We start from the raw sequence: 24454 nt of genomic DNA on the forward strand, positions 1-24454 counted from the left end.
GGTATCCCTAGATTTCGCCAGGGACGTGGTCAGCCGCTATCTATCTGAGCCCATGGGCGGGCGGGATTGCGAACAAGTGCTCAGACGACGGCGATCGCGAATCATCCTGTTACAGCCAAATCCGTTGCGGACACGCAGTGGCCGCCGAAAAGGTTTCCGAAGTGGTGATCGACCCCTTGGAGCAAGCCATCGCATAGAACTCACGCAACTGCGCGACACCATCAGAGGCGCATGAGCCAAGCGATCACACGCGGCTGGTTGCCCCGCTCCAAGCGTCCGACCCTCGACGGATCTTCCAAACCTGCTTCGCGAGCTAATGTCTACTCTGATGGCGCAGCGGGCAGGGCGCGTTTGTGTTCCGACGCACGATACATCGTTAGGATGCGGTCCAGTGAGTTTTGTTCGATTTCCTGGCCTTCCAGAAAATCGTCGATCTCGTCGTAGGTTACACCGTAGGCGTCTTCGTCGGGCCTCAACGGAGCATCGCTCTCTAGGTCGGCCGTGGGGGTTTTGAACACGAGCTGGTCGGGTGCGCCGAGATATTGGGCGAGGGCTCGAACACGACGCTTGCTGAGGCCCGACAAGGGTAGGATGTCGGCCGCTCCGTCTCCGAACTTCGTATAGAAGCCCATCAATGCTTCCGCTGCATGGTCGGTGCCGATTACGAGGCCCCGCGTGGCACCCGCTAGAGCGTACTGGGCGATCATGCGCTGGCGAGCTTTAACGTTCCCCAGATGGAAGTGGAAGCGGTCACCCTCAAGAAGATCACCTGCATCTTTTGATATGGCTGCGATCATAGCGTCGGCGGCCGGCTTGACGTCAATGGTGACGATCCTGTCGGGTCTGATGGTATCCAACGACAGTTGCGCGTCGACCTCGTCTGCCTGGTCGCCGTAAGGCAGCCTCACGGCAACGAACCGCGCATCGTCGCCAGAAGCTCGGAGATTCGTGACTGCGCGCTGCGCCAGCAACCCGGCGGTGAGGGAGTCGACGCCTCCGCTGATACCCAGGACATACACGCGGCATGCTGATGCCCGCATGTAGTTCTCCAGGAAAGATATGCGTTTTGCCGCTTCCGCATCCAGGCTGAATGCTCTGGAGACGCCCAGTCGTCCGATTATCGCTTCCTGCTCAGGCAGCATGTCTGTCTTCCATCCCAAAATAGAAACTTCTTAAGTGGATGTATCTCACATGTGGCGAAGCTCACGAAATGACGGAGCCTGAAGGGCGAACACGTGCCAACTGTTCTCCCGTCTCGGCATCGTAAATCGAAAGATCGACGACAAAGTCTCCTGATCTAGCGAGCTGATCGAGAAGGGTCGCCGCCAGTCGAAGTGCACAGATCGGATTGACCGCGATGTCCATGGTCTCTGTACTGGACAACGCAAGCCGGGCCAAATGGCTACCGTCATGAAGGGGGGCGAACATCTGAAAGCTTTCCACCTCAAGATAGACATCTGCGTCGCCTTCGGTCGTCGGACGGCGGCTCGCGAAGAGCTCGACGAAAGAAAGCTTCTGATTGTTGGAGAGCATAGGGTTCAGTCCCTCAGTGATCGGTTATTTGTATGTCTTGGAATAAGGGATCAGACGCGGCACCGGATAGGCAGTCCCTCGGGTACAATGAGACGACAAATCCGACCTGTCACTGTTTCGAAATCACCTCAATTAGTGTTGCATTCGCTAGTTGGGCCACCAGAGCGTCTAGTGTGCAGTCATAAAATTGTCCCTAGCGGCGAACGGGCTACAGAGAGAGACCCTTATGGGAGAAGGCTTTTATGAAGATCGCTGCCGCCGAGTCCGTCCACCCGTCATCAACACGCAAGTTGTAGTCGATTCTACCATATCATGATTTGTGGCGGGGCAATTCTGCTGGCAGAGCACACTGATCGCTGCGTTGGTGTTCCATCGACTGGAAACCATCGTCGATGAGGTAGTCGTCCTGCACTGCAATGCTCAGCCATTTGAGGACGACATCTCTCGCAAGGCTGGTCCCGGTCCAGAAGCAACATCGCTTTCGCACAACCTCCCCAGACAGGACGAAGTGGAGCCGCTCGTCGAAAGGTGGTGCAGGCTGGGGGAACGCTCATCCGCAAAGGTGACGCGCCCGTCCACGGGGGCTTTCGTGGTACGTCGACGACCCCGACGGCCACGCATGGGAGATGGCATATAATCCAACATGGGCAATCGACATCGACGGCCTCGTGACCTTCGGCGAGTAACGAGGCAGATAGTCGCATCTTCAAAGATGTAGTCGCCAGACACTCACCGATAGGAACTGCTCCGCGCGTGCGCTCGGAACCTTTCGGGCTCTAAAGCGCTTCCGTCACCATCTTCGGTGGCGGGAGCAACACGCATGATTAACGATCTTTGGTACAAGAACGCCGTTGTCTACTGCTTGTCGGTCGAAACGTTTATGGACTCGAACGGTGACGGCGTCGGCGATTTCCAGGGGCTGCAGCGCCGTCTCGACTATTTGGCGGGCCTTGGCATCACAGCGATATGGCTCATGCCCTTCCAAACGTCACCAGGACGAGATGACGGCTACGACGTGTCTGACTACTATAACGTCGATCCTCGTTACGGCACGCTCGGTGATTTTGTCGAGTTCACTCACGGCGCAAAACAACGGGGCATTCGCGTTCTCATCGATCTCGTCGTCAACCATACGTCCGACGAGCACCCCTGGTTCAAGGAGGCAAGGGCGGATAAGGACTCCCGTTACCGAGACTGGTATGTTTGGTCGAAGACGAAGCCGGAAAACGCCGACGAAGGGATGGTGTTTCCAGGGGTCCAGAAGTCAACGTGGACGCGGGACAAGCAATCCGGCGAGTACTATTTCCACCGCTTCTACGATTTCCAACCCGACCTGAATACCGCGAACCCGCTTGTCCAGGCTGAAATTCTGAAAATTATGGGTTTTTGGATACAGCTCGGCGTTTCGGGCTTTCGCATGGACGCCGTGCCTTTCGTCATCGCCGAGAAGGGAGCAGACGTTAAGAAACCCAGGGAGCAGTTCGAAATGCTCCGAGCGTTCCGTGAATTTCTTCAGTGGCGGAAGGGCGACAGCATCATTCTCGCCGAGGCCAATGTCGTGCCAAAGGAAAACCTTGAATATTTCGGCGATGACGGCGACCGAATGCAGATGATGTTCAACTTCCATGTCAACCAAGCACTATTCTATGCAATGGCAAGTGCTGATACTCGACCGCTTGTCAAAGCGATGCGTGACACTGGAAACCTGCCGAAGACCGGGCAGTGGGGCGTGTTCTTGAGGAACCATGACGAACTTGACCTCGGCAGGCTCACGGAAAGTCAGCGGCAAACAGTGTTTTCCGCTTTCGGGCCAGAGAAGAACATGCAGCTATACGACCGCGGCATTCGGCGCAGGCTCGCGCCGATGATTGGGGGTGACCTTCGCAGGCTCAAGCTGGCTTACAGCCTGATGTATTCGCTGCCCGGCACGCCCGTCCTTCGATATGGCGACGAGATCGGAATGGGCGATGACCTGACGCTTCCCGAGCGGAATTGCGCGCGCACCCCGATGCAATGGTCCAACGAACCACAGGCAGGTTTCACCAAAGCCGACAAGCCTGTCCTACCGGTCATTTCCGATGGGCCATATGGATACGGTCACGTCAACGTCGCCTTCCAGCGCCGAGACAGCGAATCCATGCTGAACTGGACGGAGCGGATGATCCGCATGCGGAAAGAGGCACCTGAGATCGGATGGGGCGAATTTACAGTCATTGACTGCGGTGATCCCGGCGTCCTGATCCTGCGTTACGAATGGAAGAGGAACGTATTGGCGATTATCCACAGCTTCCACGACAAGCCTGTCGAGATCAGTTTCCGGATCGAAGGAAACGAGGACGCGTCGGCGCTGATCGACATTCTCGACGGCCACGATAGCCATATCGACCAAGGCGGGAAGCATCGAATGGTGCTCGAGCCGTACGGCTTCCGTTGGTATCGATCCGGCGGCCTGGACTACCTTTTGAAGCGTAGCGAAGTCTAAAGAGCGTCAACGGACGCCCATGACGAGATACAGACCATAGCCGAAGACGAATGCAATCGCCCGATGACCTTGATCGCCGCTGATCAGCTATTCGGATCTTCGTGTGGACAGGCCTTCTTTTGAGAACACCGCCACGTTGTAACTAGAGATTCCGAACTACTGCCAAAAGGAATAGCCATCGACGTGTTTGCGCTGGCTCTAAGGTCTCGCGTAGCATCACGGGATTTAGGGGGCGATAGCGGTCGCGCCTTCGCCAAAGCCGCCGGCAAACCTCTCCCGCTTTATGAGCCATATTTTTTTGGTCTGGACCAGACCCGAAGTTAGCGGGAATCCGGTTGGCTTTCGGATGGCCGTTCCTATGTTTGATGAAGCCCAGTCCCAAGTGATCGCGACGACCACCGGGTCGGGCGGCGAAGGCAAGGTTTTACAAAAGGAGCGTCCGGTGAACTCGATCGAGCAACTGTGGGAGTGGCGGCAAACCATTGCGGATCTCTACTGTAATATCCGAACGAGCGAAGACCCCGCGATCGCCTGGCAAACGTGGTGCGACACCCGTTCCCAATTGTTCCGGGGGCATCCCCAATCACCCATCGAGGCCCAGGACCGACAAGGTTATCGAGGCCCCGCAATGTTTCCTTATGATCCTTCGCTTCGTCTGACTGTTCGCCTCGAGGAAACACGCGAGGAACGGATCACCGTTGCGACGGGCGCTGATGGCGAGTTGACCATGCGTGCCTTCGCACGTACCGGCGGGTTACAGGATGTGCTCGGAGGAGAACTGACGCTTTACTGGATCGAGGGCTACGGCGGCGGAGTATTCCTACCTTTCACCGACGCCACCTCAGGCAACGAAACTTACGGAGGCGGGCGCTACCTTCTCGATACGATCAAGGGCGCCGACCTCGGTACGTTGCGCCCGGACGGAAGCGCCATTCTCGACTTCAACTTTGCTTATTTCCCGTCCTGCTCGTACTCCAGCCGTTACGTCTGCCCACTGGCACCGTCGGGCAATCGCCTAAGAGGCGCGGTGCGGGGCGGGGAGCGTTGGGGATAGGGTCCGGAAACAGGTTGAGAGTCATAGAGGGTGTATATTTCACGGAGCGACCTGCATGCGGATGCACGGTTCCAGCCAAGTCCTACAACGCGATGATGGCAGTGAACGCCGTTCAGAGCGTCATTCAAGCGGTAAGAGGCAATCCTCCGACCTTCAACCGTTCAGGGCGGGCGGCAGTCGATCGACTGAGATCAAGATGTTCCGTCAGCGCGGACAACGGTGGTCGATGCTGGTTAGCACGATCCCCCGCGTTGGCATCGTGGTGACGATGTCAGCGTATGGTTCCTCGCCTTCCGTGTGAACGACCATCACCGATCCCGGCTCCAAGGTGACCGTGGTGTAGAGACCAGTTCTGCGGCGGTATTCGGTGAGACCAAAGTCAGTCATCTGCGGTCGACAAAGTGGCCAGCAATTGCTGAGGCCCAGAACCGTGGATTGGCGACGAGCAAACAGGTTGCGAATGTCATATACGACGCTGCGACTGCCGGGACCGACAGGCTCCGTTACGTGACTACCGAGGACATCAGGCCCCTCGTGGAGAAGCGGCGCGGTAGCTCAGTAGAAGAGGATATGGCTTTCATGCCGGAACAGATGACGCCAAGGCTCTAGCCGCCGTCAGTTATCTCGCCAGCGCTCCGCCAGTAGTGGTCGATAATATGCTGACCGTTGTTGACGATGCGCTGGCCGATCTCGGCATCGCCGCCCTTCAAAGTGTCGGGATCTCCCCCGCTCAAGCTCACGAACATGACCTGCTGGACCGTGAACTTAAAATAGTCGGCGCTTGTTGGCTCGAACGCCAGTCCGGCCTCTCTAAATCTGTCCGCGACCTCCGCGGCAGCATCATTGATAGCCGCGAAAACCTTGTCGAGCATCGCGCGCTCTGCGGCGTCCTTGATCTCGATGTATTTTCGCTCTTCGGGCGTTGGGACTGGGCAGGATTTGTCGGACATCGGCAACTCCGGACTTGGTTTCGGTTAGTTAGCTTTCCACTATCGATGGGCGATATTGCGACAAAATTGTACGCCGAGGCTCGATCCGTTTCACTTTTTGTCCTCCGATGTATGAAGATCCCCAAACTAGCGCGTTGACCATGACGTTACGGCAGAGTTCAGAGTCTTTTCTGAGGTGGGGCAATTTCGGAGACCGTACCATGTCAAAATTAATTGGCGGCATCCACCGATAAGCGTATGTTTGTTCGTCGGCTGGAATGCAATGGCAACGGCCGCTTGGGAGTTGATACGAGCTCTCGCTCCTCGAACAAGGAGGGCGATCTATGTCGGAGCTATTCTGCGCGATTTCGTTCAGTGATGACGTGACACCGGTATTTGAGGCCATGGCTGAGTGGTGTGAAACTCACCGCGTCAGTCCGAACAGCCTGGAGGGGTGCTCGTTGGTATCACGCCTCTTCGGCCTTTTGCAGGCCGGATATACAATCAAAAGCGAGTCGCTGGCTGCGTTGGGCGAAGCGCGCCAAACTTAGTGGTTCGCACGATCCCGACGCACGAAACTGTATTTCCACTGATCATGGGACGAAAAATGAAACAGTCGGCTGTTGATCTCATCCTTCGGGGAGACAGATACATCGTTCGGGTGACCGAGCTGGGCAAGGTCTCCGAGCAGGATTTTGCAGGCATTCATTTTGCACTTTCATGGGCATCAGGCCAAAGCGTTCGCCTTGGCTTGAAGACGCCCAATCCCCCGTCTTTCAATTCCGAAGCGTAGTTGTAGAGTGCCGAAACCGACCAAGATTATCTTTCTAAGGCACCGTTTACTTGCGACAGAATTCTGTGGCAGCACCGCAGAGGCATACAGCCTTATGCGGTCTCAAGCTGCACATTGACGGCTCTGGGGCCCTTACCCCTCTGGTCAGGCTCCGTATCGAACGAAACCTTCTGACCATCGCGCAGGGATTGGATGCCGGACGCCTGAAGCGCGGAGATGTGGACAAAGATATCCGCTCCGCCGCCATCCGGGGTGAGGAAGCCGAACCCCTTGTCCATGTTGAAGAATTTGACCGTACCTGTTGCCATTTTTTTGTTCCCCTCGGCATTTTTACGGGCAGCAACATGCAATGGCTTTTGGAAGCCTGCAACCATAAAAACAAATTCACAAGCAAACGACATCGGTTCGTCGTTTGATCCAGCGATCAAGCGGAAGCGATCCTTGATCAGCGCCTATCGGGCTCCAGTCTGCAATAGCGGAGAGTGGAATTCGGATATCCCTCGCGTTGCGCCGAACAGTCAGCACAACGCCGTCGCAATCGATCGGTTCTACGATCAACGCACGACATGGTGTCTATGACAATTTGCATCGCGCGGCTCCACGTTTATGAGCTACATCTTATGCAAGCAACCTTGCTCCAGGCAGGGCTGATGACGGGCAGCTGGGCGGGAAGGCTTCGGCGACAGCCTTGCTAAAAGGTAGGGCTTAGAGCGCCGCATATGGAGAGTCGGTTCCTATCATTGCCAGCGGTCACACATCCCCTCATCGAGCCGCTGGCTCGCCGTCAAAAACCCGTGAACAAACCGACGGGCATGAAACGTGACCTAACTCGTCGGATGTCCAGGAGGAGAATATGCGGGTTTTGATTGTTGAAGATGAGGCGCTCATTGCTATGGAGCTTGAGCGGATTGTTACGGACGCCGGGCATTCTACGGTTGGTCCAGTTTCCACAGTGGAACAGGCGCTCGCTCACGCCCCTCGTGTCGAGGCCGCTTTGGTCGACCTTGGTCTGGCAGATGGGTTGAGTGGAGCCGCCTTGGCCCGAAGGTTGATCGACCGCTATGGCACGAAAGTGATCTTCGTCACCGGGACCCCCCGAGAGGTTGGTCATGGCTTGGATGGCGCAGTCGACGTGATCGGGAAGCCGTTTTCGGACGAGCGAATTCTCCAGAGCTTGGCGAAGGCAGACACGAAGTCAAAGACGGCCTTGAACGTCGCTGCAGACTGGTAGACCGCGTCTTGGGGCTTCTGAAGCCAGATATGCACGGCGATTTGCCTTCTACGCGGTGCGGCTAAATTGGGCCGCACCGACCATCATCACGCGACCACTTTTAGTTCAAGCGTCCACATGTTGATGGCGTCCAAACTAGAATCGTGGATTGCGATGCCGCTCCCTTGATATCCATTTGCATGGTTGCAACAAGCCAGTCAGGCGGCATGATGGATGGCAGATCTTCCGCGGCCAAGACCTCTATGAGTTTAGCTTCCGTGGAAAGACCGCTGCGGATCGCCGGTTGTGTCGGTGCAACGTCAAAAGGTATCTCTGCATCATCATGTTAAGTCTACATTTTTGTCGAGCGCACTGACTAACCGTGGGACGACGTGAAGTGAAGACCAAGTCGACACTGGTTTGCTCGCGTAGCGGCTTGCTAATTCCTCGGGTGTGAACCCATAAACCGCTGCATTGGCGCTATCCTGTTTCTCACGAAGGCCTTTGTACGATGCGTGACGTGGTGTCCGTCTGCGACCCCCGGGAACCTCGTCGCCGTCAAACGCCGGCGAAAATCGAGCACAACCACAAACCTGTCCGCTCAGGATCGGCCGCTCGACGCTGGCAATTCCACACGGGAATCCGAATAGCCCAGAATTCAAGGAAAAAAATAGCGCCGCTGGGAGGTGGCGCTGAATTGTGCTCGGGAATTGAGCATAGGAGCGGACAAGACGACGAAGAGGGAAGTCATCATGCCCACTACGCATGTAGTGCGTGTTTTTGGTGTTGCCAAGGTGCCCGCCACGCCTTTCGGTCCCACTGAGTTCGTTGGGATTGCATGTGATCCAAAGAACTCCGATTTTTACTTGAGGGGATCTCAAAATCTGACACACTCACATGGAAATCTGGCATTCAACCCCTATTTCGCCAAGGATATGGGTTGTTGGAGATGAGATGCATATCGACATCGACGGCGCGTGCCAGTGTGGACAGGTCATGTACGTCGCTAAGGTCCAAGCCCAGGACGTCACGATTTGCCATTGTAACGACTGCCAGCGGCTCACGGGTGCCGCGTACCGCGTGACTGTAACGGCCCTACGTGAGAACTTCCGCCTAACTTCTGGCCATCCAACGCTGTACGTGAAGACCGCCGCTAACGGCCGCAGAAGAATGCAATACTTTTGCTCCAACTGCGGCTCGCCGATCTATACGACCGGCGAACTCGAGGATGCCAATCAGGTTGGAATCCGGCTTGGGACCATAACGCAGCGGCAAGATCTCAGGCCAAGCGCACAGTTTTGGTGCTCATCAGAGCTTTCTTGGGCCCAAGATATTCGGTCCTTGCCTCGATACAGCGGTGATTAAATCCGAGGTTTGCACTTGCGAGCAAGTTACGGTGGGCTAGCATCGTAACGATTGATGCCCAATGCGATCTGCCTCGGTGTCTAACGTCCAGAAAGGGAAGTGGGCGCGGTATCTGTCCGGCGGCCACGAGCAGCCTGAACGGTGCCAGCAATGCCTTGGTGTCCAACGGCGCTCATTTCGGAGCCAATCTTGCAACGGGATCAAACTCGTTGGGCATGGAGAAGCTGAAGCGAGTCATCTTCTCGTCGGACAGAACCCCCAACGTCCCTCCGTGGGCGCGGGCGATTTCTGAAGCAATAAAGAGGCCCAACCCCAACCCCTGACCCTTCGAACCCTCTGCTCTTTCAAAAGGTTGGAAAAGCTTATTGAGAGATTGCTACGGAATTGGCTCGCCACGATTTTCGACGCTTAACTCGAATTTGTCATCCGTGGTGATTGCCTTCACCCGCACGGCATGGTCTGGCGCACCGTGCGTTAGGGCGTTTCCAAGGAGATTGGAGAACATCTGTCCTATTCGCGCATGGTCGATCCGCAGCGGAGCTTCGATCTCCACCGACACCTCGATCTCTCTTTCGGGATGGGCGATTTTGAACTCCTGAACGACGTGCTCGATCGTGTCCCCAACGGTTCGGTCGGGATCGAAGTCAAGATTGATCCCGCCGCCGAGCCTCGCGCGCGCCAGGTCCATGACATTGTCTACCAGTGCCGCCATGCGCACCAGGCTTGCCTTCATCATGCGTAAGAGTTGTGGCGACTTATCGGTCCAGCCATGACGTAGAAGCCGATTGATCCCGGCGTCCACGCCGGCGATCGGGTTGCGAAGATCGTGGCCGAGCACGGCGATGAATTGTTCTCGCAGCTCAGACTGCTTTCTTTCGTAGTCAAGATCTATTTGTGCAGCATCTAACCTGTCACTGGCGTCGAGATGGTAGGCGATCAGTTCTGCGAATAGCTTAAAGGTACCTATTGTCTCGGGGTTGTTGACCTTCGCTGTCTTGGAGTGGATAGCGCACAGAGTGCCGAAAAAAGTTCCGTCGGGAAGGATGATCGGCACCGAGATGTAGCTTTGGAGGCCGTAGATCCGCGGTGTGTGGTGGTCACTGTAGATCGGGTCTTCAGCCACATTGTCGATGGCGACGACTTCATGATGCTGCCGGATCTCATGACAGAGAGTGGTCTCCACATTCAGCTCACTACCCGCCGGCAACCCGAAATCGGCATTGTCCAAGACCTGACATGCGATCCATCGCTCTTCCGTGACGCGGGCTACGGCGGCAAACCCCATTCCGGTCGATCGGCAAACGACATCGAGTATCGATGGAACCGCGGAAATTCGCTGGACTTTATCGATGTCTTTTTGGAAGTCTTCGTTCACCTGGCCGCCCCAACACTAATAATACTGCGAATATGGTGTTCCCCAACACTTTTGAAAGCGCTCGTGTGCCGGGTTTCTGCGCGGGTTTCACTGAATTCGAGACGACGTGAGGCTTGTTCGGCAGCAAGGGTCTACTTTCATCCAGTGGCGAGTAAAGCCGTCGCATCGTGCGTGGATGTTGAGCGGCCCAGAGGCTCAAGGTCGCGGAACGCCGCAGACAGCGACCTCAGGTTCGATAATGCCATCCTTCGATTATGGTCATTAAGCTATGGAACTCCCTTCCGGGCTGGTATCTCGCACTACTTAAAGGGGAGAATCCGGTGATCCAAGTATTAGTCGTTGAAGACGAGCCGCTTCTTTTGATGATGGCGCTGGACCTTGTCGAAGATATTGGTTTCGAGGTTTTCGAAGCAACCAACGCGGACGACGCTCTTCGGCTATTGGAAGCGCAGCCCGGTATTCAAATAGTTTGGACGGATATCGACATCCCGGGCTCGATGAATGGCCTCGTGTTCGCAACGGCCGTACGTGAACGATATCCGCCGATTGAGATACTAATTGTATCAGCGATGACACAACCGCTCCTCCACCAGATGCCGGAGCGCGGAATTTTCTTCACAAAGCCATACAATCGGAAGGAGTTGGCTCAAACCTTGATCGGGCTCGCCGCATAGTCGCCGCTCGCTGGCATCAAAGGCAGCGGAACTCGAACGCATTTACAGATACAGTCCTACGAGGCCGCGCTGACCGTGCGCGGCTTCGAAAGTCTTCTGCCTCAGCGACTGCCCGGCAGGCTCTGGCTCTGCCGTAAGTCGTCAATCGACTGGCTTTGCGACATCCGTTCGTTAGCATTGCGGTCGCCCTCTGACACGTCGCGTTGGTGGCCGGTCGGGATAACGTCGTCGACAACGTCGCTCGAAACGTCTTCAGCAAGATCGTATCCGCGAACCCTTGGCGAAGTCGCTTTGGAACTCCTGCTGTATCGGCCGATGCCGGTCGCGCTGCCAGCGGTCGCATCAGCCTGGAACACGTCCTCCTTGGACGCTACAGCCTGCTGGTTATATCCGCCGGCCGACCAGCCTTCGGCGCGCCACAGATCGGCCCGCTCGTCCATGTCTATCGATCCCTCATCGTCAAGTATGTCGTGCGCCGTGTCGTAGTTGCTGTTGTCGACCGAAGCGGAGACCAGAAAGCCGCCGCGACGAAGGCCCTCGGCATAGACGTCGCGGTCATTGTCGGGAAAGAACCAGTCGGCAAGCCCGGCCCAGAATCCGGAACCTTCCCTTTCGCTTGCAGCGTTTTCGCCGTCAGCCTCGTAGCCCGGCATCAGACGGACGTCGGCAAGGCCTGCCGACCTCAGCTTTTCGATGGCAGTCTCGGCGTTGCTCCGGCTGTCAAAGAATGCTGTCAAAGTACTTTTGGCGAGGTCACCCGCGTATACGGGCGCGCTTTCGTTGTAGACGTTGGTCATGAATGCTCCTCCTCTTTGGTTAGTAGCGAACGAGCACGCGCGTTGAATGTTCCGACTTTAACCGAAGCCAGACGATAACTAGCCGCAATGGCGCCACAGCCTGTAAAAATCGTCGCCGGCAGCTTTCGTCCTCCGACGTCTCGCGTGCTAATCGTCCTCAACGATATCTCACTTCTCGTCGGCCACCGACTTCTCCGAAGGATCACATCGAGGGTGACTGGACGCAGCCCTTGCGCGCCAACTCCGACGTCGATTGGCGGAAAACGGGCTTCAACTGCCCATGCGAGTGGCCGAGCAGATCTATAGACTTCTTTACGATCTGGTTCCATGTCCGGAAAGCGTAGTGGCAAAGGATCAGGTGGTGACCGCCCTGCTGGAGGTCGGCATAGTGTTGCACGCTATCCCCTTCTCGCGACTGCGTCGTCGTCTCAGGATCGTTGTTGCCGACGATCAGGTGCTTGTGGCCGTGAGCTTCCTTAGGAGTTCGTTGCAACTGCCGGCCTTCGCCGCCATGACGTCTCCAAGATGCCAGACCTCGTCTTGGGAGCCGACCGTCTTATTCCAGTTCCGGATGAGCGCTGCGTCGCGTTCCTCCATGTTGGAGAAAGGCCTTCGATCCAGACGGAGGACACGCTGACCGCCGAAATGTGTGTCGCCGGTGAAAAACATCATCCGCAGTATTTGGCGCTCTGAGTTCGGACGTCGACAGCAGCCCATGTTGGTTCTGACGCAGCAAGCGCGCTATAAAACAGACCGCAGTATCTAGGTAGCGCACGAGCCGTTACGCCAACAGGTTTGCGCGCACAAAGATGTTTGCAGTTCGATTGTATCTTCGTCCGCTGTCGTTGCGTCAAAGTAGGGCCGTCCGAGCGGCCGCCGGTCCCAGCAGCACAGACGTTACCCGCAGCCTCTGTAGTTGTACGGTGCCGGACCAAACCCCGCATAGTAAGCCTTGGTTGAGTTTCATTAGTAAAGCTGAATATGCTCTTTGCAACGGAGGTTTATATGTCGCAGGTTCATCTGATTGACCATCTTGAAGCAGCCAAAAAACTCGCCGAACTCAGCGATCAACCGTTTGTCGTCTACCTTATCAAAATGGCAAAGGACGCCGCTATCAAGGCGGAGGCCGAGCGGAGGCGGGTAGCCTAAGCCAGGGCTTTCCTTTGCGGGCCAGTTCCACTGAAGTTTGTATGGTCTGCGCGAGCTCCAAAAACCTAAATAGACGAGGTGGATGACGTCCGCGCCGACGATCGTCGCAACATTGATCTTTGGGCCCTCAATCGCTCAATCCGAAAGGGCCTCCGATCTGATCAATTCGAAATTCGTCGAATTGTGCTACATTGACGATACGAAGACCGTGTATTCGGAAAAGGCGTGCTCCTTTGCGAATTGACTGTCTATCGGAGAGCCGAGCAAGAGCGTCCTATTCTCGATTCTGAGCACTTCGGTCACCTCAATAGAACGGCGATCCCGTGCGTTGACAGGGTAATTAGGAGCGCAGTCCCGTGGACGTTGGGAAACCTTCACCTAGCAATCAGTGGGCGGTGCTATAGGCGGCGTGGTATAAACGGCGGCGGCATCAATGGTGCCACCTCTGTCGTGCTTGCCATTCCTTCCGCCTTCGCATTTCTGTATTTGCTGGAAATCTAAACGAGGGCCGGGCAAGTTGTCCCTTACCTGCTTCTGGCGCGTGGCGCGGCATTCGTCGTGATTTTGGAACGACGTTCGGGCTTAAAATCCGACAAACGTTGGGTGCACTGACAGGCGCGTTCGCGTCAGGCGGCGCAGTGTCCTGGGTCATCGTACTCAACATTGTCACCCGACATCCGGTGCCGATGCGAGTTCGCCAAAGTGCCATCAAGACAATTGCAGACTACATTGGGCATTATGCTCTAATGCTGAAGAATCGCATGCGATATTGACAGCCTCGAATCTACAAACGACAACGAGATTGCCAAACAGGAGACACGCCAATGGCCGACGAAAACAATCCAAGCATCGCTCCAGACGCAGCCGCTGTAGCGCCGGAAGCCCCGGCAAAGAAAAAACGTGCACCGCGTGCCAAAAAGGTGGATGCGAAGGCAGCTGCAACGGTTGCGGAGCCAGTTAAGAAAAACCGTGGTGGTCGTCCAAAGCGCACCGAGGTTGCCGCATCGCCGACAGCTGCCAGCGCCACAGCGACCCGCGGTAAGCGCACAGCAGCAAGCCCAACGACAGGCAAACGCGGGCCAAACCGTTCGACGAATCCAACAGCGGCCATATCTCCTTTGGCCGACGACTTCGCGGAACTTCTCCAGCTCGAAGAGGAAAACCAGCGCCTCCGCAAATCGCTGGCAGAAAAGCTTCGCGCTGAGAACGCGGATCTTCGTAGCCGTCTTGGACTGAAGTGATCGCCTATCGATGGCGGATGGTTTGCTTCGCATCCGCCATCGGTTAAACTCCATGTAGAGAATCGTTCGCCCGATCGGACTTTCCGATCCGGTCTCTGCGCCGCGTATATTGGCGCGTCAAACGAGAGGGAACGTCGATGTCGCCATGGAACATTATCTCCAAATTTAGGTCTAAGGCCCCGGCTCAAGCTGCAAAACTAACCCAAGAGCCGGCAATCCCCCCTAGCGCAGAGGCCTCGTCGAGCGTTGCCTCTGACGAGGTGAGGACCACACAGGCCGCCCCGATTGCAGGCGCGATGGTACGCGAGCATGAGCGCGTCGTCGTCAAGGTCTCGGCCCACCACGTATCATCCGACAACTCTGCGGTGACTGAACAGCCGACGGACATGGAGGTAGCGGATGAGCCCCGGGATACGCATCAAGTTTCTGGGGACGCGCTAACGATCAGCAATGCTCGACCTACCTACGATCTTCGAACTAAGAAGAAAGCGGCCAAGCCGTCTCGGGTCTCCTTGAAGTCAGCAGGGGCCAAAGCCCCAGCCAAACTGGTTGAGCCGCCGCCAAGCGACGAGCGGGGGGAATATGTCACCGCAGTGTTCAGCTTGGATGATGATATCAAACAGCTCAGGGCCACACTTGCCGAAAAACTGGAAACACAGAACGACCAATTGAGAACCATGCTTTCCCGCTTCGATGGCAGATAAGGGTCGCGTCTCGCCTTAATCAATCCTGGCTCAACAGATTGATTCAGACTACGCTGACGATCGGCTAGGCAGGAGGCCCTGTTTGATGCGGGATGTCGTGTCGACCTCAAGTGAAAGAGCTGATGACAGACTTTCCGTGTGCCTTTTCAAGGGATAGAAGGCTTCGTGGAGCGGCTTGCTGGTCGTTGTGGCTGACTGCGGACGTTGGATTGCCGTCAACGGGACAAAGCTAGGGCGCAAGACAGCTAACGGCAGCGTTCCCATGGTGTCGTGCAATCGGCGCTCTCAACACACGCATTATGGTGCCAGCGGCGAGGCGGCGCAGGTTCCCATAGTAGGCTGCGTGCTGTTGCTAGGTGCCAATCTCCTCCGGATCAGGGACTGTGTTTGCAAGGATGTCGTGAATGCTCTTTCGCTGCTTTGGCGACAGATTGGGATTGCCATCGACTGTTCTTTCGACAGCGGCCTTCAATTTCTGTGCCGTCTTCACGAGACGTAGCTCTGCTGTCACGAGTTTTTCAGACGCCTGTTGCATCGGGAGGCTGCCCTTCGAAGCGTGATCAACAGTGCGGCTCCTCCTCGGCGTTTTCGAAGGAGACGCTTCTTTGTCGGTTGCTTGTGGAAGTTCAGGCTTTTCGAGGTTTTCAGTCGGGGACTGTCCGTAGTCCTGCAGCACGGCCGGCACCATTGGCATGGCTGTGAGTTCGACCTCAGGAATTTCGACCATGCGATACGGAGCAGCAGCAGCGGTCTTGAACGGTTCGACCTTGTAGTAGCGGATCTTTTTAGCCTGGATTGGCCGTTGTCCTTCGACCAGCAGGATCGCGTTCTCCTCCGGCATTTGTCTGATCTCCTGCGGCATCATCAGGTCGCGCTCGCGGATCTGCTCGACCTTGGTGCGGCGCGGAAGCCCCATCAGCTCGAGCGTCCTCGATTCTGACTGATAGCGGATCGTCCGCTTCCCAAGTGCACGAGAGGTATAGTCGGCGGTTGCCTGGTCGTTGGCGCCGAGGATGAGTTGAAGGCCGCAATTGCCAAGCAGCGAGTGCCGCGCGGTTTCGCCGTAGATTTCGTCGATATTCTTCAGGTCCTGAATGACGAAGGCTAGCTTAATATTGTAGCCCGCGACATAGGGCAGTTTGTTGAGAATCTCGTCCATTCGTTTCAACTGCCGGAATTCATCGAGAAGGAAGTAGACGGGCAGGGCAGCCGGATTATGTTCGCGGGTCAAGAGGTCCATGATCTGCTGAACGAAGAGTGTCAGCAGTGGCCGAAGTATGGTCATATCGGTGATGTTGGGTGCCAGATAGATTGTGACCGGTCGCCGCTGCAGAGAGGCGATGTCGATGTCGGTGATACTGGTGGCCGCGACCACACGCTCGTTGCGGAAGGGAGCCAGCGCCTTCTGGATATCGAGGAGCGCCGAGCGCGCAGCGCGTTCGTTGAGTGAGATGTAGGCATTGAAGCTATCGACCGTGAAGCGGGACAGATCCGTTTCATTCTCTTTGATAAGCTTCAGCAAGGCCTGGAGATCGACGCCGGCATTGAAGAAAGCATTCACTTCGCCGAAATTGCGCCGATTGTGATAGTGGCGGCTCTCCAGGATGTAGCTGATGATCCCCGCAATGACCTGCTGGGCGGTGCCCTGCCAGACGGCATTCTCCGATCCGACCGTCTCCGGTATCAAGATCGCTGACATATTCTGGATATCGATCGTACGGCTGCCGCGATTGGAGCGTACGAAGTCGAGCGGATTCCAGCGATGCGTTTTCGGCGACCCTGGCGAAAACAGAAATACCTGATGCCCTCGCGATTTCCGGTATCCGGCAGTCAGTTCGAAAATTTCGCCTTTGAGATCCGTGACGATCATCGAGCCTGGAAACATCAGCGCATTCGGTATGACATAGCCGACACCCTTGCCGGAGCGAGTCGGTCCGATGATCAGGTGGTGACGATCGTCCTTTCGCCTCAAGATACTGCCACCGTAGGCGCCGAGGACATGGCCATCCTTGCGGAACCAGCCTGCGCGCCGCAGGGTACCCATATCCTGAAACGCCGCGTCTCCCAACGGATTGGAGGGTCGTCGAAGTCCGAACATCGCGGCTGCGACAGCGGTACCCAAAGCTGGGATCGCGGCGGCGCAGGCGACCAGTTGAAGCGGCCGGTTGCCGATATAGGCGGCAAATTGCTGAAGCGGCGCGAGCGGGTTCGTCGTCGTCATCAGATGGAGGACGCGTCCATCCTTCCATACGACCTGCAAAATTAGCGAATAGGCAAGCATCCAGACTGCGACTGCGAGCAGAGCGCAGAAGAACAGGTAGGCGGCGACATATCCGCGGCTCATCCTGTCCGCCTGGCGTAGAAGATCTCGGAGACGCCTCTTCGCCCGCCGTCGCGCCGTAACTGAATAACGATCGGGATGACCATGCGGATGTAGGACATCAGATCCTGCTTGGAGTAGCCGGAGGACATGCCGGCCTGCATCATCATCATCGCGAGTTGCTCGTATGCGCCCGCCGGCGTATCGGCATGAACCGTCGACATGCTTCCGGGGTGGCCAGTGTTGATCGCACGCAGGAAGGCGAACGCTTCTGCACCGCGGATCTCGCCGACAAACAAGCGATCCGGCCGCATACGAAGCGATGCCTCAAGCAGGGTCTGGATCGAGACGTGCGCCGTGCCTTGGTCGCCGCGTGACGCCAGCAGATGCACGCTGTTGCGATGGGGCGGGAAAAGCTCACGGGTATCTTCAAGCGTCAGGATGCGCTCATGCGGATCGATGCTTTTGAGGCAGGCGTTGAAAAACGTCGTCTTTCCCGTCGAGGTGCCGCCACTGATCAGCATCGACACACGTTCGCGGATCGCCGTTTCAATAAAGTCATGGATCCGCTCGGCTTCGAGCAGAGCTGTCAGCCTCGTCTCGATCTCGCTCGCGCCGCCAACGGTGACGGACACCCTGTCGAGCCCGCCGGCATCGCGATACTCCGCCAGCGTGAAGTCGTTGACGACCTGCTTGCGGATCGAGATCGAGCCACCGTCCGCGGCAGCCGGAGGCAGGACAATCTGGATGCGCTCGCCTGTGGGAAGTGCGGCACTGAGCAGCGGATTGATCCGGCTGATAAACTGGTTGCTGGCCGCAGCGACCCGTTCGCCAATATGCTCGATCTCCTTGGCTGTCAGTGCGGCAATGGCGTGGAACTCCATTGCGGCCGCTCCAAGGCGTTCGACAAACACTTCTCCTGGCCTATTGACCGATATTTCGATGACGCCGGGGTCATTGAGGAACTCGCCGAGCGGCGCCAGGGCGCGGCGCAGGAAATAATACGGATCGCTACCGGCTACGACCTTGATCGAGGCCTCGTTCATGTTTGATCTCCTTCAGTGCTTCCTCGACCGGATCGGGATACATGGCGGAAAAGTCGAGATCCTGCCGGACGTAGACGAAAATGCGCTCGCCCTGGTGCACACTGATGGTCGGTGGAATTTTGAGGTTCTCCGACAGCGCCTGGTTTGCCATGTCGGAGAACGTCTGGGCGATCGTTTCGCGTGCGAGGTCTGCGGCCCGATTGGAATTGGATTCTTCATTGCCACTGCGCGAGCTGTATTGGCCGCTTCCGTAACCCGTCAGGTAAGACGAGCTGGCGCCGACAATCGAGAGCAGGATCGCGGAGCCAAAACGCTCACGCCACTTGTTGTCGACAATGCCGGTGAGGCCGGAGCGTCCGAGGTTGTCCGTTCCAACACTGTTCAGCCGAACGGTGACGCCATCGTCACGCAGCAGCCTGGTCCAGATGACGAAGATGCGCTTCTGCCCACGGGTCACCTCCGACTGGTATTCACCAATCAGTCGCGTGCCCGTTGGGATCAGGACGCGCCGACCATCGAATGAATAGACGTCCTTGGACGTGATTGCCCGGATCTGGCCCGGCAGATCGCTATTAATCGCAGTTTCGAGGATGCCGGGGATGAGCGTGCCTTCGGGGATCATCGCGTCAATCCGGTCGATCTTGCGTGCCTTGGCTGACCGGTCGCCGACGGCCGACGCTGTCGCGAGGAATTTGCTGTTTCGATCTTCGCCCGCCACCGTTGGGCCGCCGGCAGCATTGCTGCCACCGAATGATGATCCGTCGCTTTCAACCTTCGCGGAATCGACGACGATCTGCTTCGAGCGGAATCGCTCCGGGAATATTTCCGGTTCCGGCTCGGCCGCAGGCGGTGCTGCGGCAACCGCCGGCGGTGGCGGCACGGCAAATTCCGTCGTGTCGGGCGGTGCGGGTCTTTCGGGCGGCGGCTCCGGTAACTGGATGATATTGTCAGCCGGTTTTGGATCGGGCTGAGGCTCCGGACGCAGAAATGACGGCGGCCTGAAGGTCGTTGTCGAGAACTCCTCGTCGCCCTGCAACATATCGCGTGCAGGCTTCTGAGGTCCGAAGAAGACGACGTAGACGAGTGCTGCGCCTCCGAGCAGCAAAGCGGTGCCGCCGAGAAGGTGCTTCCGACGGGCGCGGCTATCGCGCACCGCGACTTCGTCGCCGGCAAGCATGGCTTCCAGTTCTGGAGAACGCTGCATCAATTGCCGCTCCTTCTTCGTGTTGTCGCTCGGCTGTCAGGTGAGGGGCCGAAGACATCAGCGTCAGGCTGGCCGAAATCCGGCTTGCGCAGATTGAAGATGCAGGTCCACTGGTCACCATCGCGCATCGTATATTGCGTCGCGGTGCCATCGACGACGATGTATTCGCCCTCGCGCCGGTAGTTACGCAGTGTCTCGCTGAAGTCGCTGTTCACCGCGAAGATCGCCGGCACCTTTGGACCGAATTTGAAGAAGGTCTTCTTGCCGTCATCAAAAACCATCATCGGCTTAAGAGCCGCATCGCCGGAGAAGGAGTAGTCGATGTTGACGTTCGCCTTGTCGATGCCGGAAATGTTCGGATAGCCGGCGCGCGCTTCGGCCTCCTTCCGCAGCGAGGCATTCAGATCCTTTTCGGGATAAACAAAGCGGATCCCGAAGACCTTTTTGTTGTCCTCCGGCGCATAGTCATTGAGCTCAAGGTAGTAGATGCGTTTGGTGGTCACGACATTCATGTTGGTCGCGACATCCTTCGCTTTCGGCTTCACAAAAAGGATGTTGCCCTTGTCGGTTGGTACGACATCCCAGCTTGAGGTGTCACCAACAGCAATCGTCTCGAATTTTTCGTCCTCGTCGAAGATGATCATCGTCGAGATGCCGTAAGTCGCAAAAACGCGCACGACATTGTTCGGCTGGTAGATGACGCTGGTCACGCGGGGATCGAGCCGGCCGGCGGCTGGCGTCTCAACCGCGTTCGATGTGTTCGCTATGGAAGCTGCGAGCAGAAAGCCGATCAGAAAGAAGCGCCTCACCGATTGCTCTCCGTTACCGTTTCCTGGTCCCGTCGATAGTCGTAGACCTGGAAGCCAAGCGGGTTTTCGAAGCGCCATTCGTTGGTCGCCGGCGTGTCTGTGTAGCGATAGCGAACAACCGCGATCCAATGACGGGTGACCGCGTCGGTGTCGGAAACTTCGGTCGTGGCAAACCGCACGATCCCGGTAGAACTGTTCGGAAACGTCACGGATGCTATCTCGACTGTGACCCGTTTCGTTTTCCCGTAGACCTTGGCAGGGTTTTTGGCGTTGGCGGCGCTGTAGAGATCCTGCAACTCGCGGGCAGCGTTGCCGGTCGACAGGAGTGCTGCAATCTCGAAGTTCTGTTCGATGGCATAGGGATCGTAACCCTCGCGCGACCGGATATAGCGCACGATATTTGCCTGGGTGATGGCCTGCTGTTCAGTGAGGTTGGCCGGTCGCGTAAGACCGCTCTTGACCTCGAGATAGCCGGTGTTTCTGTCGACTTCGACGATGTAAGGCTCAAAGCTCTTCAGCGGCACGAGCATCACCAAAGCCAGCAGGCTCAGCAACGTTATGCCAGCGAATATCATCGTCACCAACCAGGCAAGGGTACGGGACCGCTTCGCCTTCTTGACGATCTCCTGCTCCCAGATGTCCCCGCTTTGATAATAGGTCCGAAGGTCAAGTTCTTTGGTATCTGCCATGTTGGTGCTTCATATCCGGTTGATCAGCCTGGGAGGCCCTGGCGGGAAATCTTCGTTTGCATCGCGGTCCGCGCTCCGTCGGTGTCCTCGTCGCCATCACCGCGGTTGGTGAACCTGCTGGCAAGGGAGCGGCCAGCGCGATAGGCACCTCGGCCGGCAGCTGTGCTGCCGCGCGCCGCCGTCAGGGGAACTTGTATTCCGACGAACTGCGAAATGCGGCGTGCCGCGCTACCGACGCCAACGGCAATCCCGCCGGCGATCCCCTGGCCGATCGATTGGATGTAGAGCATGACAAATCCACCGGCGACGCAAAGCAGCAGGAAGCCTGCGATGTCGGCAAGGGTGAGGGTCCGCAATCCGCTTGCTGCATCGATTTTGGTGAGCTCCGGGCTCATCGCTGCGATCAGAAAGGCGGCGATGACATAAATGAACAGCGGAATAAGCGCGTAGGTCAGGACCTGATTGAACCAGCCGATGCCATATCCCCGGGTTCGTTCAAACAGCATGCAGGCGATGAAGACTGGCGCGACACCGATCAGCACCCAGAGCATCACCTTCGCGAGGATGAGGATCGCTAGCGCAATCGCGATGAACACGCCGGCGCCGACTATGGTCAGGATGCCGATCATGCTGGGGAGGATGGAGAAGTAGCCCGATTGCTCGGCGAAAGCCGAGGCCGCCTCGTTGGCCGTCTTCCAGATCTGCGACAGGCCATTGGTGGGATCGGTTATCCCCGTTCCGGAAGCCGCAAGAATGGCCCGACCAACATCCTCGGGTGTGTCGTTGAGCCAGCGGTAGAAGAGGTTATCGAAATTTGCCCAGGAGCCGACAAGCGCCAGGATGATCATCATCCTGACAATCCGGCCGATGGTTTCGCCGACCGATAGACGCGAGGTGCCCATAACAAGTTGCAGGCCATACCAAGCAACATAGACTATCAGCATGATCCGCAAGAGCGGCATCAATTCGTTGCCGACGACGGTATAGGCCTGCTGCGAGAAACTCGAGCCGGTATCTTCAATCCGCTGAAGGAGATCGCCCAGAAAATCTTGCATCTTGAGACCCTATTTGCCGCCTGGTTCGGGGATGCCTATCGCGGAAAAGGCGGCGGCGGGATTGTTGACCGCCCGCATCGGCCCGCAATCGTTTCGGGGATCAGCAGCAAAGGAGGTCAGGTTGGCCGGCCGTTTGCAGGGGGCGGTCTTTTCCTTGACCGTGCCGCAGCCAGCCAGCATCGACAGGCTTGCAACGACTGCGGCATTCAGGATCGCGTTTTTCATGATTCAGTTGCCGTAGCTGAGCGCTTTTTTGGTGTTGGAAATATCCGTCAGGCGCCGCTGGTTCTCCGCCTGCAGCGCGGAGACTGCGCCGTTCATCACACCGATCATCTCGTTCAACGTCAGGCCCGACTGGACCTGGAGCTGGCTGTTCTGATCGATCGACCCCTTGATGTCCTGAGCGCTGCCGATCTGCGATCCTGCTTGCTCAAAAGCGCTCCTTCGCGTTTCGATTGCCTGTTGTGATCCGTTGATCAGCGCTGAAACGCTGAGCACGGAGTTGACGAGCTGCTCGTAGGACTTGTCACCGGAAAAGCTGCTGTTTTCCTTCCCCGACAGGCTTTTCACCAGCTGCAAGCCATTGATGAACGCGGTGGCTGCCTTGGCGATATCGCCGCCCATCGATCCAAAGTTGGGAACGCCCTCCTTGAGGATGCGATCAAAGGACGGGATGGAGGAGACGCTGAAGCCGTTGCCGATCGCCAGGTCCTTCAGAGGCGCGGCGGTGCTGCCGCGGTCACCGGTCACCGCCTTCAGCGTATCCTGCACCGTCGTCAGGATGTTCTTGTTGGTATCGAGGATCTTGTCCGTCGTATCCGCGGTCTGTTTGGCGACCGCGTAGTTGGTCTTGTCGATCACCGGAACGTCGGCAAGCGCGGCTGCCGGCAACAACAACAGGATCAATGTGCTCGAGGCCTTGAATATCATTGCAGTCCTCCATCATTGCGGCTGAAGCAGCAGCCGCACATCGTTGGTATTGGGGCGTTTCTGGATGCAGCCGTTTTGCTCGTCGCTCCACACAAGGTTCTGTCGGGGGTCGCACAAGCCGGTCGTATCGCGCGGCGAGGTATCATTGGAACCGCCGGCGGCTGTCCGTGATGATCCGGAAAGATTGGCTGACGACATCGCATTGCGAGAATTGACGAGGTCGGCCATCGCCGTCGTCAACTTGATGACGTTGTTCATCATTTCCAGATTGGCGTTGCGGGCCGTCGAATTCTGGTCCCAACTGTCCTGGATCGTACCGGTCTGCATCGCGCCAAGTTGCTGGTACCAGCTTGCAACGTTGCTAAGGCTGTCCGACGTCGACGCACTTGCGCTCATCGCATTAAGCGTGGATGACCGCATGCCGGTATAGGCGGTCTCCCCACCGCCGAAATTGAGGGGAATCCCCGACTTGTCTGAGCCACCGAAAGCCGGCAGCCAGTCCCGCGTGATCGAGGCGACGTAGCCTTGCGTCTCCTTGAACGGCGGGATCCCGCCATACTTGCTGACCGCTCCCGGACCTGCGTTGTAGGCGGCAAGTGCCAGATTGGTATCGCCGCCAAATTCAAGCAGTTGCTCTTTTAGATACTGCGCGCCGCCGCGCAGGTTGTCTTCGATATTGTTCTCGTCAACGCCGAGGCCTGCCGCTGTCGCCGGCATGAGCTGTGTCAGGCCAGTCGCGCCGGCGGCGGACTTGGCGCAGGGATTGAACCGACTTTCCTGATAGATGAGAGCGAGAAAAAGGCTCTCGTCGACGCCTTTTTCCTGCGCGACCCGCCGGGCGAGCCCGGCGATTTCTGGATTGGCTTGCGCAGCTCCGACCGGATCGTTTGTCCGGCCCGGCCGATACATCGAGCAGGTCACGGATGTGTGGATGATGTAACGGTCGTGATCCGTGTCTTCGAGATTGCTCGTCGTTTTGTCTCGGCGATCTCTTGGGTTGAAATTGGTGCTGTCGATCGTTGGTACGTCGGCCATTGCAGGAGCGGGACCAACGCTAGACCCGCATGCGAGAAGCATGAGCACGGCCGTGGCATA

The 24454-nt window shown here is 57.2% G+C and carries 24 protein-coding genes and 2 pseudogenes; 8 read left to right on the forward strand and 18 right to left on the reverse strand.

Going from position 1 to position 24454, the window contains the following annotated elements; all coding sequences use genetic code 11:
• Nucleotides 1-320 precede the first annotated feature (320 nt).
• Nucleotides 321-1142, reverse strand: a complete 822-nt coding sequence (gene nadE / locus AC1DNK_RS22970; protein WP_477943494.1) for an ammonia-dependent NAD(+) synthetase — start codon at nt 1140-1142, stop codon at nt 321-323.
• Nucleotides 1143-1203: 61 nt separating this feature from the next.
• The gene (locus tag AC1DNK_RS22975; RefSeq protein WP_477943495.1) at nt 1204-1533 is read right to left on the reverse strand and encodes a hypothetical protein; all 330 of its coding nucleotides are present in this window, start codon (nt 1531-1533) and stop codon (nt 1204-1206) included.
• Nucleotides 1534-2353: 820 nt separating this feature from the next.
• Here AC1DNK_RS22975 and AC1DNK_RS22980 point away from each other — a divergent pair.
• Nucleotides 2354-4015, forward strand: a complete 1662-nt coding sequence (locus AC1DNK_RS22980) for an alpha-amylase family protein (protein WP_477943496.1) — start codon at nt 2354-2356, stop codon at nt 4013-4015.
• Nucleotides 4016-4373: 358 nt separating this feature from the next.
• Entirely contained in the window at nt 4374-5069 is a 696-nt protein-coding gene (locus tag AC1DNK_RS22985) for a DUF1684 domain-containing protein (protein WP_477943497.1), read from the forward strand.
• 204 nt (nt 5070-5273) lie between these two features.
• On the opposite strand, the gene AC1DNK_RS22990 is transcribed toward AC1DNK_RS22985, so the two are convergent.
• The 3 genes from AC1DNK_RS22990 to AC1DNK_RS23000 all read right to left on the reverse strand — a co-directional run bounded on the left by AC1DNK_RS22990 (nt 5274) and on the right by AC1DNK_RS23000 (nt 7099).
• Nucleotides 5274-5456 carry a hypothetical protein gene (locus tag AC1DNK_RS22990; protein WP_477943498.1) on the reverse strand — a complete coding sequence of 61 codons (183 nt, stop codon included), beginning with the start codon at nt 5454-5456 and terminating at the stop codon, nt 5274-5276.
• A gap of 218 nt (nt 5457-5674) precedes the next feature.
• Nucleotides 5675-6019: a hypothetical protein gene (locus AC1DNK_RS22995; protein ID WP_477943499.1), complete on the reverse strand. Its 345-nt coding sequence runs from the start codon at nt 6017-6019 to the stop codon at nt 5675-5677.
• An 864-nt stretch (nt 6020-6883) separates the two neighbouring features.
• A complete protein-coding gene (locus AC1DNK_RS23000; protein ID WP_477943571.1) occupies nt 6884-7099 on the reverse strand; it encodes a cold-shock protein in 216 nt (71 codons plus the stop codon).
• A gap of 545 nt (nt 7100-7644) precedes the next feature.
• Here AC1DNK_RS23000 and AC1DNK_RS23005 point away from each other — a divergent pair.
• Both AC1DNK_RS23005 and AC1DNK_RS23010 read left to right on the forward strand, forming a co-directional pair.
• The gene (locus AC1DNK_RS23005) at nt 7645-8022 is read left to right on the forward strand and encodes a response regulator (protein WP_442208187.1); all 378 of its coding nucleotides are present in this window, start codon (nt 7645-7647) and stop codon (nt 8020-8022) included.
• A gap of 939 nt (nt 8023-8961) precedes the next feature.
• Nucleotides 8962-9366, forward strand: a complete 405-nt coding sequence (locus AC1DNK_RS23010) for a GFA family protein (RefSeq protein ID WP_477943572.1) — start codon at nt 8962-8964, stop codon at nt 9364-9366.
• 172 nt (nt 9367-9538) lie between these two features.
• Here the strand turns inward: AC1DNK_RS23010 and AC1DNK_RS23015 are convergent.
• Nucleotides 9539-9724 (reverse strand): annotated as a pseudogene (locus tag AC1DNK_RS23015) (sensor histidine kinase); the annotation flags it as partial.
• A gap of 18 nt (nt 9725-9742) precedes the next feature.
• Nucleotides 9743-10741 carry a GAF domain-containing sensor histidine kinase gene (locus AC1DNK_RS23020; RefSeq protein WP_477943500.1) on the reverse strand — a complete coding sequence of 333 codons (999 nt, stop codon included), beginning with the start codon at nt 10739-10741 and terminating at the stop codon, nt 9743-9745.
• A 320-nt stretch (nt 10742-11061) separates the two neighbouring features.
• Between AC1DNK_RS23020 and AC1DNK_RS23025 the strand changes: the two genes are divergently transcribed.
• Nucleotides 11062-11415: a response regulator gene (locus AC1DNK_RS23025; RefSeq protein WP_477943501.1), complete on the forward strand. Its 354-nt coding sequence runs from the start codon at nt 11062-11064 to the stop codon at nt 11413-11415.
• Nucleotides 11416-11516: 101 nt separating this feature from the next.
• On the opposite strand, the gene AC1DNK_RS23030 is transcribed toward AC1DNK_RS23025, so the two are convergent.
• Nucleotides 11517-12212: a hypothetical protein gene (locus AC1DNK_RS23030; protein ID WP_477943502.1), complete on the reverse strand. Its 696-nt coding sequence runs from the start codon at nt 12210-12212 to the stop codon at nt 11517-11519.
• Nucleotides 12213-12397: 185 nt separating this feature from the next.
• Nucleotides 12398-12884: pseudogene (locus AC1DNK_RS23035) on the reverse strand (metallophosphoesterase family protein); the annotation flags it as partial.
• Between the two features lie 333 nt (nt 12885-13217).
• On the opposite strand from AC1DNK_RS23035, the gene AC1DNK_RS23040 reads away from it, so the two are divergent.
• The 3 genes from AC1DNK_RS23040 to AC1DNK_RS23050 all read left to right on the forward strand — a co-directional run bounded on the left by AC1DNK_RS23040 (nt 13218) and on the right by AC1DNK_RS23050 (nt 15306).
• Nucleotides 13218-13361 (forward strand): hypothetical protein, encoded by a 144-nt coding sequence (locus AC1DNK_RS23040; RefSeq protein ID WP_162702813.1) that lies wholly within the window; start codon nt 13218-13220, stop codon nt 13359-13361.
• 824 nt (nt 13362-14185) lie between these two features.
• Nucleotides 14186-14602, forward strand: a complete 417-nt coding sequence (locus AC1DNK_RS23045) for a SyrB-like regulator (RefSeq protein ID WP_477943503.1) — start codon at nt 14186-14188, stop codon at nt 14600-14602.
• 296 nt (nt 14603-14898) lie between these two features.
• Nucleotides 14899-15306 carry a hypothetical protein gene (locus AC1DNK_RS23050; protein WP_477943504.1) on the forward strand — a complete coding sequence of 136 codons (408 nt, stop codon included), beginning with the start codon at nt 14899-14901 and terminating at the stop codon, nt 15304-15306.
• 352 nt (nt 15307-15658) lie between these two features.
• Here AC1DNK_RS23050 and AC1DNK_RS23055 read toward each other — a convergent pair whose 3' ends face one another.
• Genes AC1DNK_RS23055 through AC1DNK_RS23095 form a run of 9 tightly spaced genes read right to left on the reverse strand, consistent with a single transcriptional unit; the run spans nt 15659 to nt 24394 of the window.
• Entirely contained in the window at nt 15659-17650 is a 1992-nt protein-coding gene (locus AC1DNK_RS23055) for a type IV secretory system conjugative DNA transfer family protein (protein ID WP_477943505.1), read from the reverse strand.
• Complete coding sequence (virB11, locus tag AC1DNK_RS23060; RefSeq protein ID WP_477943506.1) at nt 17647-18672, reverse strand: P-type DNA transfer ATPase VirB11; 1026 nt, start codon at nt 18670-18672, stop codon at nt 17647-17649. Before virB11 ends, AC1DNK_RS23055 begins: the two co-directional genes overlap by 4 nt.
• Nucleotides 18638-19876 carry a type IV secretion system protein VirB10 gene (gene virB10 / locus AC1DNK_RS23065; protein WP_477943507.1) on the reverse strand — a complete coding sequence of 413 codons (1239 nt, stop codon included), beginning with the start codon at nt 19874-19876 and terminating at the stop codon, nt 18638-18640. Before virB10 ends, virB11 begins: the two co-directional genes overlap by 35 nt.
• Nucleotides 19876-20667 (reverse strand): TrbG/VirB9 family P-type conjugative transfer protein, encoded by a 792-nt coding sequence (locus AC1DNK_RS23070; protein ID WP_477943573.1) that lies wholly within the window; start codon nt 20665-20667, stop codon nt 19876-19878. The genes virB10 and AC1DNK_RS23070 overlap by 1 nt, the downstream gene beginning before the upstream one ends.
• A gap of 14 nt (nt 20668-20681) precedes the next feature.
• A complete protein-coding gene (locus AC1DNK_RS23075; protein ID WP_477943508.1) occupies nt 20682-21374 on the reverse strand; it encodes a VirB8 family type IV secretion system protein in 693 nt (230 codons plus the stop codon).
• A 23-nt stretch (nt 21375-21397) separates the two neighbouring features.
• On the reverse strand, nt 21398-22429 hold the full coding sequence (locus tag AC1DNK_RS23080; RefSeq protein ID WP_477943509.1) for a TrbL/VirB6 family protein: 1032 nt from the start codon (nt 22427-22429) through the stop codon (nt 21398-21400).
• A gap of 9 nt (nt 22430-22438) precedes the next feature.
• Nucleotides 22439-22654 carry a hypothetical protein gene (locus AC1DNK_RS23085; protein ID WP_477943510.1) on the reverse strand — a complete coding sequence of 72 codons (216 nt, stop codon included), beginning with the start codon at nt 22652-22654 and terminating at the stop codon, nt 22439-22441.
• Between the two features lie 3 nt (nt 22655-22657).
• Complete coding sequence (locus AC1DNK_RS23090) at nt 22658-23359, reverse strand: type IV secretion system protein (RefSeq protein ID WP_477943511.1); 702 nt, start codon at nt 23357-23359, stop codon at nt 22658-22660.
• A gap of 12 nt (nt 23360-23371) precedes the next feature.
• Nucleotides 23372-24394, reverse strand: coding sequence for a lytic transglycosylase domain-containing protein (locus AC1DNK_RS23095; RefSeq protein ID WP_477943512.1), 1023 nt, complete (start codon nt 24392-24394; stop codon nt 23372-23374).
• Nucleotides 24395-24454 lie beyond the last annotated feature (60 nt).

Source organism: Rhizobium sp. 01N424 (assembly GCF_056399485.1).